Genomic DNA, 14,502 nt, shown 5'->3' with positions numbered 1-14,502 from the left:
AGATGGAAGCCATTAATTATTTGCTGAGCTTTGCCTTTGACGCATTATTAATGTTGTTAGTTTTACGTGTATGGTTACAATTGGTCCGTGCTGATTTTTATAACCCGTTAAGCCAGTTTATTGTAAAAGTAACCAACCCAGCCGTTATTCCGCTTCGCCGGGTTATACCTGGTTTTGGTGGTATTGATATATCAACATTGTTATTAGCTTTTGCCGTAGCAGCGTTAAAGTTTATTCTTATCCCATTACTTAATGGTGGTGATATCAATATTATTTCGGCGCTATACTTAGGTCTTATCTATTTAATTAAACAAACGGGTGTATTGCTATTTATGTTAATGCTCGTTATGGCATTAATGAGCTGGGTAGTTCAGGGTTACAACCCTACGCAAGCTATCTTCCAGCAGTTAACTGAACCGTTTTTAAAACCGATAAAACGTATTGTACCCAGCATTGGCGGTTTAGACTTATCTATACTTATTGCTTTCTTATTACTAAACGTAATTAATATTTTCCTATCTGGCGCCATTCCAGGTTGGGCAATGCTATAATAACATAGAAACAATAAAACAGGTTTTGTAATAATTTGGCTATAAAACCTGTCTTATTAAATGTATGGATAATTAAAACAAAAAGGAACACATTATGAAAAATATCTTTCAAACCTGTTTATTTATTATTTTAGTTTCATTGACCCTAGTCAGTAACGTTTTTGCTGAAAACATGAAAAAACTGGGTTCGATGCAAGTTCATTATATGGCAATAAATGCCACATTTTTGACCCCAAAAGTAGCAAAAGCTTATGATATTGAACGTAGTCGTTTTAACGGTTTAATTAATATTTCAGTTTTAGACGATACTAAACCGTCAACGCCAGCAAAAGCCGTAACTATTCAAGGAAAAGCTCGAAATGATATTGGTCAAATCAAAACCCTTGAATTTGACGAAGTAAAAGAAGGTGATGCTATTTATTATTTAGCACAAGTTAATTACACCAACGAAGAAACCTTTTACTTTGATATCACCATTAGTGACGGCAAAGAAACCCACCAGCTTAAATTCAAACAGAAATTTTATGTTGATTAATCACTAATTGCATACAAATAATTAATATATAAAATCAGGTTTTACCTGATTTTATTTTTTCATTTCTACACGCTCAAGGTACAAAATGTCAACCATCGTATTAGCCACAGGCAACCCAGGTAAAATTAAAGAACTCAGCCATTTATTAGCCGCATATAGCATTGAAATAAAACCCCAAAGTGAATTTAATGTCAGTGAAGTGGCAGAAACAGGCACTACTTTTGTTGAAAATGCCATCATTAAAGCGCGTCATGCAGCTAAAATAACGGGCTTACCGGCAATCGCTGACGACTCTGGTTTAGAGGTTGATGCATTAAATGGCACACCGGGGGTTTATTCGGCGCGTTATGCGGGTGAAAACGCTAGTGATAGTGACAATACGAATAAACTGTTAAAAGCATTGCAAAACATACCTGATGAACAACGTACCGCTCGTTTTCATTGTGTACTGGTTTATATGAAACACGAGCACGATCCAACGCCGATAATTTGTCATGGCGTTTGGGAAGGTACAATTACCCGTGAAAGATTGGGCGAACAAGGTTTTGGTTATGACCCTATTTTTTGGCAAGAACTACAGCAACAAACTTCAGCACAATTGCCTCGCGATTTAAAAAATAGTTTAAGCCACCGCGGCCAAGCACTTGCTAAACTTGTGCAACATTTTGGTGTTAAATAATAATGCTACAAGCGCCCCCGCTTTCTTTATATATCCATATCCCTTGGTGTGTTGAAAAATGCCCATATTGTGATTTTAACTCACATGCTTTGAAATCAGCGGTTCCAGAAGAAGAGTATGTAAAACATCTTATTGATGATTTAGATGCAGATATCGCCAAGTTCTCTCTAAGTGATCGCCCATTACACACTATTTTTATTGGTGGTGGTACACCGAGCTTATTTTCTGCACAGGCCATTGAAAGTTTATTAACCCAAGTCCTCGCGCGCTTCGCACATAAAGATGACATTGAAATAACGTTAGAAGCAAACCCAGGCACCGTTGAAGCTGAAAAATTTATTGGTTTCTTTAATGGGGGTGTTTCAAGACTATCGATTGGTGTTCAAAGTTTTGAATCTGACAAACTAATAAAATTAGGTCGAATTCATGACAGTAACCAAGCAAAAAAAGCAGCCGAGTTAGCCTATTCTTGTGGTATAAAAACTTTTAATCTTGACTTGATGCATGGCTTACCGCAGCAAAACATTGCTAACGCCCTTGATGATTTAACCACCGCTATTTCACTGAATCCAACCCATTTATCTTGGTATCAGTTAACAATAGAACCCAATACCGCTTTTCATTCTCGCCCGCCTAAGTTGCCTGAAGACGAAGTACTTTGGGATATTCAAGATCAAGGTATCGCCTTATTAGCTGCCGCGGGATATCAGCAATACGAAATCTCGGCTTACAGTAAACCCGGCTTTGAATGTCAGCATAATATCAATTACTGGCAGTTTGGTGATTATCTGGGCATTGGCTGTGGCTCGCATGGCAAAATAACAGACCCACTTAATGGTAAAGTTTTCCGTACTATCAAGGTAAAACACCCTAAAGGTTACTTAGACGAGAGTCGTCCACACTTAGATCATTTAGTTGAAGTCAGTGCACAAGAATTACCTTTTGAATATATGATGAACAGACTGCGCTTACATGAACGTTTTAGCTTAACGGAATATCAACAAAGAACAGGCTTATCAATTGAAACTGTCTTGCCAACATTGCAAGTCGCTAAACAAAAACAATTGATGCAAGAAAACACTGATGGCACTTGGCAAGTCAGTAAATTAGGTCATCGCTATTTAAATGACTTACTCGAGATGTTTTTATAGTGATGGATAGCGAAGCACAACAAGCATTAGACCAAGTGTTTATGCAACGAGCTTTTGAGCTTGCCCAACAAGCAGAAGCGATTAACGAAATTCCTGTTGGTGCTGTAGTTGTCGCTAATAATCAAGTGATAAGTGAAGGCTACAATCAGTCGATTACACTTAACGACCCATCAGCCCACGCTGAAATGGTTGCGGTACGCCGAGCTGGCTTAGCTTTGCAAAACTACCGTCTGCTCGACTGTACGCTCTATGTAACATTGGAGCCTTGCCCAATGTGCGCCGGTTTATTGGTGCATAGCCGAATTAAACGCGTGGTATACGCAACGCCAGACTTAAAAACAGGCGCTGCAGGTAGTGCCTTTAATTTATTGTCTGATGAAAAGCATAATCATCAAATTGTGCTGTCTTGCGGCATAATGGCAAAAGAGTGTAGCCAATTACTGTCCGCTTTTTTTAAACGCCGCAGAGCTGAAAAAAAAGCGCTAAAACAGCAAGCGAAGTTAGTTCAAAAATAAGCGCTATACTCAGTATTATTGTTACTTCAACCTAGAGCGTTTTATTAAAATTATCTTGCGGCTAATTTTTACTATTTATGTGCTTTACTCATCATGTCATTGCAGAAGATAGTGTCAAAGTTTACCAATATCAATCAGAAAAAGGCATTAGCTCTTTTTCTGATATTGCCCCCTAGCACCTCAAATTATCAACAAGTCAGCATAGGTTGCTTTTCCTGCAAACTTAACGCTATGGTTAACTGGCATAACACGCGCTTATTTATTGATCATTACAGAACAACCATTAATCAACAAGCAAAACTTTATAAAATTGACCCTGCCCTTATTCTTGCCGTTATTCATGCCGAATCACACTTTGACCCTCAAACGTTATCTAAAACTGGCGCACAAGGGCTCATGCAGTTAATGCCGGCAACAGCTAAAGCGTTAGGCGTTAGGAATTCATTCGATGTTAAACAAAATATTAGCGCTGACAGTAAGAATTTAGCACGTTTAATAAGGAAGTACGGTAGAAATATTACTTTAGTTTCAGCGGCCTATAACGCGGGCGAAGGCGCTGTTAAAAAGTATAACGGCGTGCCGCCTTTTCCTGAAACTGAAGTTTATGTTGGACGGGTAAAAATTTTACATCAGCGCTATTTAACCCACATCACCACTTTGCCCTTTTTTGTACCAACGAATTAATTCTTTTTGATCGCCAGGAGCATCTTCACCTTGCGCTATTTTAGTGAGCGCTTGTTTCGCTAGTAATTGTTCAACTTTATCTTCAATTTTACTGAGCGCATGATAAAAAGCACTAGTTTCATCAGCGGTTAAAACACTTTCAAGCTCTTTTGAGCGCAACTCCATCGCGGTAGTAAGTTGTTGATATAATGCCTGACCTTGGTCATTTAGGGCTAAAATTTTAATGTTTTTACTTTTTTCATCTCGACGAATGTCAATTAAACCTTTTTTATCTAATGCTTTTACTGCACGACTAACATTATAAGAATCAATACGAGATTGATAAGCTATGTCCGCTGATTTAATCGGCATGTATGAGCCAATATTTAATAGAACGCGCATTTCTCTGGGTTCTAGATCACAGAGTTCACGAATTTTCCAGTCACGATTTAAAGCGAGTAAATTGCTAACAACTGCGACTCTAAACGGTAAGTGCTTGGTTAAATCTAAGGGTTCAGCTATTTCTTTCGTTAGCCTAAACGCTTTATTTCTGGCAGATATAGTAATGAGAGTACCTCGGGTTTTTAAAATAATGACTACAAAAATGTCGCAATTTCATTCAGTGGTTTTTTAACTAAAGCATGCTGAGGCACAGTAGCATCTTCGCTTGGATAGCCGGTAATAAGTAACATATAAGCGCGGTCATTTTCTGGACGTCCACACACTTTACTTAAAAAAGACATAGGTTTTGGTGTATGGGTTAGCGTCACTAAACCAGAAGTATGTAAGGCATTAATTAAAAAACCCGTCGCGATCCCAACAGATTCATGAACATAATAGTTAGTGTTTTTCTCTGTTGAACTTATGCCACCTTTCTTTTGGCTGAATATGGCGATAAGCCACGGTGCATTTTCTAAGTAAGGTTTATTAGCATCTGTGCCGAGCGCTTTTAAAGCACCTAACCACTCTTTACCTGCTCGGCCTTCATAAAAGCCTCGTTCATGAAATTCAGCCTGTTCTCTAATTTTCTTTTTTATATCGCTACTATGTACAGCGACAAAGTGCCAAGGTTGATGATTGGCACCACTTGGCGCCGTTGCAGCAGCTTTTAGACAGTTTTCTATAATATCTTTAGGCACAGGGCGATCGCTAAAATTGCGAATGCTATGACGACGTTTTATATCTAAGTAGAAGTTTTCAGAACGCAATCGCATTTCTTCAACGGGGTATTCAATGTAATCGGTGAGCGGGCTTGAGTCGTGATCTTGCATCGAGATTTATCTCTTTTTATTTAATACCAACATCTAGCAGAATATAACACTGCTCAGATATTGCAAGTGCAACAACAATTATAGGTCAGCATGCTATTTTCCTTACCTATATTTTACACTATTGTCGATAAGTTAAATAAATTCAAATCACGCTTTACAATTAACGCTAATATTTTCAATAAATTAAAATCTATGTATATTTTCGAATTTTTATAATTATTTTATTATAAATCCTTCCTTTTTAAGTTTAAGTTTAAGTTTAAGTAAGTCTTGTGACTACATAACGTATTTTCATAAATAAACTATAGTTGATTATTTGGCTTTAAAGTAACTGGAGACACATACATGGATAGCTTCTCAACTATATTAACGCTAGTTCAGCCTAGAACAAGCGAGTTAATTTCACTAAAAATAATCACGCTCGCATCACTGTTTTAGCAACAAAAGAAAAACCTTCTCGCTATAAACACTGGCTTAATCATAAAACAACGACTGAGTTAGTGAATGAAGAAAAATTAATCGCTTAATTCATCTTTCCAAACAAGAAGGTATTTCTATTAGCTATAAAATACGGGAGCAGCGCGATCAATTTATCACACTAAAAAAGCAACTAAAGGAAAATCAGTATGACTTGGTGGTAGCAGAAAACCGAAGATAAGCATCACATCTTTGGACATTTGAACAAGCAGAATATACACATTTATTACGTGTTTCAGATACATCAGTTTTATTCGTTGGTGACCATCAATGGTTAAGTAATGGCAAGGTACTAGCGGCATAGAAACAGAGGAAAATACCGTAACGCATAAAACATTTAATAATAAAATTATTGAAAAGTCATCTGATTTAGTAAAACTATTAATGAGTGATATTCATTTGTTTAACTGTTATTTAGAAAGTTGCAGTGTTTACTTTCAGCCAATGAACTCAAAGAAACAATCTAAAAATCATTTAGATCATCTAACATCATTCGTTAAGCTTTATCATTTTAAAGGTAAAAATTTACACGTTAAGGAAGGATTAGACGATGATATTATTCCATCTTTAGCAAATAAATATAATGCCAATGATTTGGTTATGGGCTATGGGGAACACCAAGGATAGTTATCTAGAATTAAAGGTCACACGCTTGATATGTTTTAAATAACTTACATTGTCACTTGTTAGCATTAAAGCAATCTAATAACCATGCAAATAAGCCACACCACTGAGCAAAAATTATTTACATTGATTAAAACAACGCTATAAATAATTTTCTGAGTAAAATAATTTTAGACAAAAAAATGCCGCTCACCTTAAGTGAACGGCATTAAATGGTTAAGCGCTTTATTTTTAACTAGACAAGCTAGAAAAAATTAACCAATAAAAGCACGCGCATTACGGAACATGCGTACCCAAGGTGAGTCTTCTTGCCATTCATCGGGGTGCCATGAGTTAGCAACCGTTCTAAAAACACGTTCAGGGTGTGGCATCATGATGGTAACGCGACCGTCTGATGTGGTTAGGGCGGTAATACCGTCTGGCGAGCCGTTCGGGTTAGCTGGGTAAGTTTCAGTAACTTGACCATAGTTATCAACATAACGCATTGAAACTGTGCCAGAATCATTGGCTGCGCCAATAGCTTCTTCAGAACTAAATTCTGCATGACCTTCACCATGAGAAACAGCAATCGGCATACGAGAACCTGACATACCTTTAAATAATACTGAAGGGCTTTCTTGAATTTCAACTAATGAGAAACGTGCTTCAAAACGTTCAGATTTGTTTTGTACAAAATGTGGCCACGCTGCCGAACCTGGAATAATTTCTTTCAGGTTAGATAACATCTGACAACCATTACAAACACCTAAAGTAAAAGTATCTTGGCGTTCGAAAAAGGCTTTAAACATCGCTTTAGCATCTTTGTTAAACAAGATAGATTTTGCCCAACCTTCGCCAGCACCTAATACATCGCCGTAAGAGAAACCACCACAAGCGACTAAACCGTTAAAGTCAGCTAAATCGGCACGCCCTGATAAAATATCAGACATATGCACGTCAATAGCAACAAAACCAGCACGATCAAAAGCGGCCGCCATTTCAACATGAGAGTTAACACCCTGCTCACGCAATATCGCAATTTTAGGGTTAGTGCCCTGCAATGAATCTTGTGCAATTAACTTAGCAACAATATCCTCATTAATATCAAAAGTAAGCTCAGCATGTAAACCTGGGTCTTCGGTATCGTACTTAACATCATGCTCTTGTTGAGCACATTCTGGATTATCACGCAGTGACTGCATTCTATAGGTGGTTTGTGCCCAGACAGTACGATAATAAGTACGAGAATTTTCAAGTACTACCTTATCATCACGGCTAAAACGAAGCGTATCTTCGTTATTAATGCGGCCAATATCAGTACAACAATCTAAAATTCCATGAGCCGCTAAAATAGCATCAATGACTGCAACATCGCTTTCACGAATTTGAATAACAGCGCCGAGCTCTTCATTAAACAATACGTCAATATCATTACCTGAAACTGAGCTTAATTTTGTTAAATCAATATCAACACCGGTGTGACCGGCAAAAGCCATTTCAACGACAGTTGTGAATAAACCACCATCAGAAATATCGTGATAAGCAATAAGCTTTTCATCACGAACCAAGGTTTGCATAGCATTAAAGAAGCCTTTTAAGGTTTCAGGACAATCTACATCGGGGGTTTCATTACCCAAATGCTTATAAACCTGTGCTAAACATGAGCCACCTAAGCGCTTTTTACCTTTTGATAAATCAATAGCTACAAGTCGAGTCTCGCCTTGATCTATTCTTAACTCAGGAGTGACTGTTTTTCGAATATCTTCAACAACACCAAAAGCAGTAATGATTAATGACATAGGTGAAGTGACTGATTTTTCTTCGCCGTTATCTTCCCATTTGGTTTTCATTGACATTGAGTCTTTGCCAACCGGAATAGTTAAGCCAAGTGCAGGACAAAGTTCTTCGCCAATGGCTTTAACCGCTTCGTATAAACCAGCATCTTCACCTGGGTGACCTGCGGGTGACATCCAGTTAGCAGACAATTTAATACGATTTAAATCACCGATATCTGTACCGGCAATATTAGTTAGTGATTCAGCGACCGCTAAACGAGCAGAAGCGCCAAAGTTTAATAATGCGACCGGTGTACGTTCACCTAAAGACATCGCTTCACCATGGTAAGAATCAAGCGCGGAGGCAGTAACACCACAATCGGCGACAGGTACTTGCCAAGGACCAACCATTTGATCACGATTAACCATACCCGTTACCGAGCGATCGCCAATGGTGATCAGGAACGTTTTTTCTGCAACTGTCGGTAATGATAATATGCGGTCCGCGGCATCTGCTAAGGTAATGTCCGTTAAAGAGAACACATCACCCGCTGCTTTAGCTGTGGTGACATCTTTAAATATTTTAGGCGTTTTGCCTAATAAGACTTCAAGCGGCAAATCAATCGGGGTATCGCATTTCGCATTACCAGAAAAATGTGCATCAGTAACCGTTAAGTGTTCTTCTTTGGTAGCACGCCCAACTACGGAAAATGGTGCGCGTTCACGAAGACATATTTGTTCAAAAGTTGCTAAATTCTTGTCTGATACCGCAATAACATAACGTTCTTGAGATTCGTTACACCAGATTTCATGAGGAGCCATGCTACGTTCATCATTAGGAACATTACGCAGTTCAAAAACACCGCCACGTCCGCCATCAGAGACTAATTCAGGAAATGCATTTGATAAACCACCTGCGCCAACATCATGAATGAAGGCGATAGGGTTGTCTTCGCCAAGCTGCCAACATTTATCGATAACTTCTTGACAACGACGTTCCATTTCAGGATTTTCACGTTGCACAGAAGCAAAATCAAGGTTCTCGGCTGATTGGCCAGAAGCCATTGATGATGCTGCCCCGCCACCTAAACCGATATTCATTGCCGGACCACCAAGTGCGATTAAGTGAGCACCAACAATAATTTCACGCTTTTGTACATGTTCGTCACGAATATTACCCAAACCACCGGCTAGCATGATAGGTTTATGGTAACCACGAACCTCTGAGCCATTAAACGAGTTAACTTCTTCTTCGTAAGTACGGAAATAACCTAAAATAGCTGGACGACCAAATTCATTATTAAATGCCGCTCCGCCTAAAGGACCTTCCAACATAATGTCCAATGCTGAAACGATACGATCTGGTTTACCAAAATCAGTTTCCCAAGGTTGAACAAAATCAGGAATGCGTAAATTTGATACTGAAAAGCCCACTAAACCGGCTTTGGGCTTGGAACCAATACCTGTCGCGCCTTCATCACGAATTTCACCACCTGAGCCTGTTGCTGCTCCAGGGTAAGGAGAAATAGCTGTTGGGTGATTGTGCGTTTCAACTTTCATTAAAATTTGAATGTCTTCATGATGATAACTATAAACGTTGGTTGCTGGATTAGGGAAGAAACGACCGCCCTTATTACCAACCATAACGGCAGCATTATCTTTATAGGCACTTAAGACAAAGTCAGGGTTTATTTCATGGGTATTACGGATCATTTTAAACAGCGACTTCGGCTGTTTAACACCATCAATAGTCCAATCCGCATTGAATATTTTATGACGACAATGTTCAGAGTTTGCTTGAGCAAACATGTAGAGTTCGATGTCGTGAGGGTTTCTACCTAATTTGGTAAAGTTTTCAAATAAATAATTTACTTCATCTTCAGCTAGCGCTAAGCCTAATTCGACGTTGGCAGCCATTAATGCGTTTTTACCACCATTTTCAATATCTATAACGGTTAACTCACTAGGTTCAGCCGTCGCAAAAAGCGCAGTAGTTGCTGACATCTCAGTAAAAACAGTTTCCATCATTCGATCTGAAATTAAGTGATTGAGTTGAGCCTGCTGCTTTGCATCCAAAGGTTCGCCGGTAATATAATAAGCAATACCTCGTTCTAAACGGTTAACTTTCGCTAGACCACAATTATGAGCGATATCTGTTGATTTTGAAGACCAAGGAGAAATAGTACCCGGACGAGGAGTAACCAATAAAAACAGACCAACAGGTTCATGTTCTTCAATGTTTGGTCCATACTTGAGAAGTTGCTGTAAAACTTGAAACTCTTCGTCACTAAGATCAGCTGAAATATGTGCAAAGTGTGTGAATTCAGCGTAAATATCTGTCACAGGAAGTTCTAATTCAGCGCATTGAGCCAATAACTTTTTAACTCGAAAGTCTGAAAGAGCAGGAGCGCCGCGAAGGGTTTTCATCAACATCGTCATAAACGTAATCACCAGTTTAGTTTTATTTTAGTTGCGTTTTCGCAGTTAAAATAATGGAAGAAAAATCGCGCATATTATAGTTTATATAAAGGGTTTTGATAAGCGTTAAAAGATTAACTTAAACAGTTAATCTTGATAATTGATAAAAAGTGCTTTGAATAAAGCTGGAATCACGCCACAATGACGTTATATGATAAAGATGAATTTTAAAATAGTTAAAAAAATCAGCAAGTTTGTAAGTATATTCTTCTTGAGTATTTTTTTGCTATTCGGCTGTCAGCCAACAGAAAATAATGCCAGTTTGCAGCGAATAATTGAGCGTGGCTATATTAAGGTCGGTACTATTTATGGCTTAACCAGTTATTATCTAGAAGCTGAAGATGCTGCAGGTTTTGAATATGAGCTGGTAAAAAATTATGCAGACTCATTAGGTGTTGAATTAAAAGTAGTGCCTAGCTACAGCCTTGAAGAACTTTTTGATAAATTAGATAGCGGCCAAGTCGATATATTAGCAGCCGGCTTAGCGGTAACCGAAAAAAGACGTCAAAAATATAATTTCTCTCCTAGTTATGATGATATCAGTCAAAAACTTGTTTTTAAACAAGGTGGCGTTCGACCTCGTGACATAGAAGATTTAACAGGGAATTTACTGATCATGGCGCATTCAAGCCATGAAGAAAATCTTATTCAATTAAAAAATAGCCATCGTGACTTAACTTGGCAAATCAGTGATGAATTTGATAGTGAAGAATTATTACTAAAAGTATTATCAGAAGAAATCGACTACACCATTATCGACAGCAATACCCTAGCAGTTAATCGCCGCTATTATCCTGAAATCAGCATTGGCTTTACCATAAAAAAACCACAACCTTTGGCTTGGGCTGTTAGAAAAAATAATGACCAATCAATCTATGCCAGTCTTGTTGAGTTTTTTGGCAAAGTACATCACGACGGTACATTATTAGCGCTTAATGACAAATATTATGGTCATGTTGAAGAGTTTAATTATGTTGATACCCGCATGTTTATTAAAGCGGTTGAAGGTAAACTGCCTCAATACCAACCCCTCTTTCTAAAGTATAGCCAAGAGATTGACTGGCGATTATTGGCCGCAATTAGTTATCAAGAATCTCATTGGGAACCTCACGCACGTTCTTATACGGGTGTGCGTGGTATGATGATGTTAACTTTGCCAACGGCTAAGCAAATGGGCATTAAAAGTCGCTTAGATGCTGAACAAAGTATTCGTGGTGGTGCTAAATACTTTAAACAAATGATCGATAGAATGCCCGATAGAGTACCTTTCCCCGACCGTTTATGGTTTGCTCTTGCCTCATATAATATTGGTTTAGGCCATTTAAATGACGCACGAAAAATAACAGAAAAACAAGGTGGCGATCCCGACCGCTGGGTAGAGGTCAAAGATCGCTTACCATTACTAAAACAAAAAAAATATTACAAACCAACTCGATACGGTTATGCCCGTGGTGATGAAGCGGTAAATTATGTTGAAAACATCAGACGTTACTACGACACCTTGACTTGGATGGATAATAAATCAAGAGAAAATGTTCTTCCCCAACCATTGGAAACTGAAGCAATCGCTATAATAGAATAACTTAAGTTGATAATCTGTGTTAATGTGAAGTTACCTGTTGTTTCACTGAATAACTTTTAGGTTGTCATCAAAGTGAAATATAATTAAGCAATACTCAGTAAGTAAATAAGTTCAAGGAGAGGAAAAATGAACAATAAAATTAGACGACAAGTACAAAGTACCCATAGAAAAAGACAGTTACAACGACAAAAGCAGAAGATAAGCACCCGTCGCTTGGGACATTTCCTAATAGAAAACCAATAGAAAACCACTATTGGTTTTCACCAATAACCTTAAGTATGCTTATCTTGAGTCCATGTTGACTCGTTCAATAGCCGATTACCTGCATCAACAGCCCCTGTTTCCATGGTTGTCCCCATAGGGTCATTCCAACGATTTAAAAAGCAAAATAAAGATATAACGCTAAGGATTTCGATAATTTCACCGTTATCCCAGTATTTATGTAATTCGCCAGATATACTAGTGTCAACGGCATTGGGTACACTTGAAGCCGCAAGCGCAAATTCAAACGCTGCTTTCTCCGCTTTACTGTAGCTATCACTTGTTCGAAAAGACCAAATATCAGCTAACCTTTGGTCAGTTCCACCATAGCGCTCTGCCGCTAAAATTGTATGTGCCTCGCAATAGCGACAACCTGTATTAGCACTGGTTATATAGCCCACCAAACGTTTTTGTTCAGCGGTTACTCTACCTTCATTTGCCATTACAGCAATATTTAAACGAATAAACGCCTTAGCTATAGCTGGTCGCCGTTGCATGGTCAGCACACTATTAGGACAAAAACCTAACGTTTCATTAAAAAAACGGGCAAGCTCAACAATGTTTTCATTTTCATCGCCAGCAAGTGGCTCAACTAACGCCAGAACTATTTCCAAGTAGTAAACTAATCGTTAAAGATACATTAGTACAACTCCATAATATTGCAAGTGCAACATCTTCGAGTTATTGAGCTGATAGGAAAGTATGAAAATAATAAGACCCTGTACATCACGGAAATGGCGGTGAGATTCAGCAAAATTGACTTTAGCAATAATAAAGTTAACGTGTTCGCCGTTAAGCAGCGAAAAACTACAGAGCAAGCTAAATCTAGCCGTATGGCTCTTTATCTAGCGGATAATTAATGGGTTCAACGCTAATAATAATTTATTTTTATCGACAAAAAATGCCCTTTTTTGCTTTTAAATTAAGCTTATGTCAATGTAGATGTAACAAATTGTTGCTGTTAATGCCATTGATAGTGCAATATAAGGATATAAATTTGTCTATAAAACACGTCTAGGCAAGTAAAGTTACCGTAATATCAGGATCTCGATTCATTAATTAGCTGATGCATGGAAGAAATAGAATGAAAAAATATATACTCTTAGTTCTATTATTAATTGTGAATAGTCCTGCTCATACTGCTCCTTCAAGAGATTATGCTGTTGGTTGGGAGTTATGGTATCCCTATCAATACCACAATAAAAAACAAGAACTTGTTGGTTTAGATTTCGATATTTTCAATGCGATTATTAAAGAGACCAATTTTAAGGTAACCTTCACTGAATTGCCTTGGAAAAGACATTTACAATACATAAAAACAGGCAAAATGGATATGGCGATGGGTGCATCCTATACGCTTGAACGAGAAGAAAGCGCTTATTTTTCTTTACCTTATCGTCTTGAGAAAGTTAATCTTTTTGTCAAAAAAGGCATGGCTGATAAAATTAAGCTCGAGACATTAGGTGATCTGGCTAGTTCTAATTATATGATTGGTGTAGAAGGAGGATATTTTTATGGTGAGGAGTTTCAAAAACTTATTACGACCAAAGATTTTCATAGCCATATTAATAACGTTATCGATCTAGAGCAAAATGTAGCGCTATTGCTAAAAGGTCACATCGACGGATTTTTGGTCGACCCAGTAACGATGAAAGTGTTCTCTGAAAAATACTTTTTGCAAGATGAGTTTGAGATGCACTCATTAAAAATATACCAAGATAATATTCATATTATGTTAAGCCGTGAATCCTGTACTCTTGAAACCCTTAATCTGATTAATAAAGCCATTACCAAGTTAGAACAAAGCGGCGAAATTGCTAAAATAATTAAACGCTGGACCGTAAATAATCAGTAATTAACACATTATTGTGTCAATCCTTTAATTTAAAAAGCAACATGCCTTTTAAAACAAAAACCTCAATAACAATGTGTTATTGAGGTTTGACTTTTACTCACTGGCT

At 37.9% G+C, this 14,502-nt stretch carries 13 protein-coding genes; 9 read left to right on the top strand and 4 right to left on the bottom strand.

The features are described 5' to 3' along the window. Nucleotides 1-2 precede the first annotated feature (2 nt). The 6 genes from H4J66_RS19460 to H4J66_RS19435 all read left to right on the top strand — a co-directional run bounded on the left by H4J66_RS19460 (nt 3) and on the right by H4J66_RS19435 (nt 4,115). Nucleotides 3-551 carry a YggT family protein gene (locus H4J66_RS19460; RefSeq protein ID WP_182176569.1) on the top strand — a complete coding sequence of 183 codons (549 nt, stop codon included), beginning with the start codon at nt 3-5 and terminating at the stop codon, nt 549-551. Between the two features lie 94 nt (nt 552-645). Beyond that, nucleotides 646-1,086 carry a DUF4426 domain-containing protein gene (locus H4J66_RS19455; protein ID WP_070374257.1) on the top strand — a complete coding sequence of 147 codons (441 nt, stop codon included), beginning with the start codon at nt 646-648 and terminating at the stop codon, nt 1,084-1,086. A gap of 85 nt (nt 1,087-1,171) precedes the next feature. Then, complete coding sequence (locus H4J66_RS19450; protein ID WP_182176568.1) at nt 1,172-1,765, top strand: XTP/dITP diphosphatase; 594 nt, start codon at nt 1,172-1,174, stop codon at nt 1,763-1,765. Nucleotides 1,766-1,767: 2 nt separating this feature from the next. Continuing rightward, nucleotides 1,768-2,916 (top strand): radical SAM family heme chaperone HemW, encoded by a 1,149-nt coding sequence (hemW, locus tag H4J66_RS19445; RefSeq protein ID WP_182176567.1) that lies wholly within the window; start codon nt 1,768-1,770, stop codon nt 2,914-2,916. A 2-nt stretch (nt 2,917-2,918) separates the two neighbouring features. Continuing rightward, nucleotides 2,919-3,431: a tRNA adenosine(34) deaminase TadA gene (tadA, locus tag H4J66_RS19440; RefSeq protein ID WP_182176566.1), complete on the top strand. Its 513-nt coding sequence runs from the start codon at nt 2,919-2,921 to the stop codon at nt 3,429-3,431. Nucleotides 3,432-3,542: 111 nt separating this feature from the next. Further along, entirely contained in the window at nt 3,543-4,115 is a 573-nt protein-coding gene (locus tag H4J66_RS19435) for a lytic transglycosylase domain-containing protein (RefSeq protein WP_220463357.1), read from the top strand. On the opposite strand, the gene H4J66_RS19430 is transcribed toward H4J66_RS19435, so the two are convergent. Together H4J66_RS19430 and H4J66_RS19425 are read right to left on the bottom strand one after the other, a co-directional pair. After that, on the bottom strand, nt 4,071-4,529 hold the full coding sequence (locus H4J66_RS19430) for a MarR family transcriptional regulator (protein WP_310650689.1): 459 nt from the start codon (nt 4,527-4,529) through the stop codon (nt 4,071-4,073). The genes H4J66_RS19435 and H4J66_RS19430 overlap by 45 nt on opposite strands. Nucleotides 4,530-4,690: 161 nt before the next feature. Continuing rightward, nucleotides 4,691-5,365, bottom strand: coding sequence for a nitroreductase family protein (locus H4J66_RS19425; RefSeq protein ID WP_182176564.1), 675 nt, complete (start codon nt 5,363-5,365; stop codon nt 4,691-4,693). A gap of 861 nt (nt 5,366-6,226) precedes the next feature. On the opposite strand from H4J66_RS19425, the gene H4J66_RS19420 reads away from it, so the two are divergent. Then, nucleotides 6,227-6,469: a hypothetical protein gene (locus H4J66_RS19420; RefSeq protein ID WP_182176563.1), complete on the top strand. Its 243-nt coding sequence runs from the start codon at nt 6,227-6,229 to the stop codon at nt 6,467-6,469. A gap of 251 nt (nt 6,470-6,720) precedes the next feature. Here the strand turns inward: H4J66_RS19420 and purL are convergent, their stop codons facing one another. Continuing rightward, the gene (gene purL, locus H4J66_RS19415) at nt 6,721-10,647 is read right to left on the bottom strand and encodes a phosphoribosylformylglycinamidine synthase (protein ID WP_182176562.1); all 3,927 of its coding nucleotides are present in this window, start codon (nt 10,645-10,647) and stop codon (nt 6,721-6,723) included. 202 nt (nt 10,648-10,849) lie between these two features. On the opposite strand from purL, the gene mltF reads away from it, so the two are divergent. Beyond that, entirely contained in the window at nt 10,850-12,280 is a 1,431-nt protein-coding gene (mltF, locus tag H4J66_RS19410) for a membrane-bound lytic murein transglycosylase MltF (RefSeq protein ID WP_310650685.1), read from the top strand. Between the two features lie 272 nt (nt 12,281-12,552). Here mltF and H4J66_RS19405 read toward each other — a convergent pair whose 3' ends face one another. Further along, entirely contained in the window at nt 12,553-13,155 is a 603-nt protein-coding gene (locus H4J66_RS19405; RefSeq protein ID WP_259369191.1) for a carboxymuconolactone decarboxylase family protein, read from the bottom strand. Between the two features lie 470 nt (nt 13,156-13,625). On the opposite strand from H4J66_RS19405, the gene H4J66_RS19400 reads away from it, so the two are divergent. Further along, entirely contained in the window at nt 13,626-14,396 is a 771-nt protein-coding gene (locus H4J66_RS19400; protein WP_182176560.1) for an ABC transporter substrate-binding protein, read from the top strand. Nucleotides 14,397-14,502: the final 106 nt, after the last annotated feature.

The organism is Colwellia sp. MB3u-55 (genome assembly GCF_014076785.1).
Classification (GTDB): domain Bacteria; phylum Pseudomonadota; class Gammaproteobacteria; order Enterobacterales; family Alteromonadaceae; genus Colwellia_A.
The sequence above is the reverse complement of the archived record's forward strand: the minus strand, read 5'-3'. Positions and strand labels throughout refer to the sequence as shown.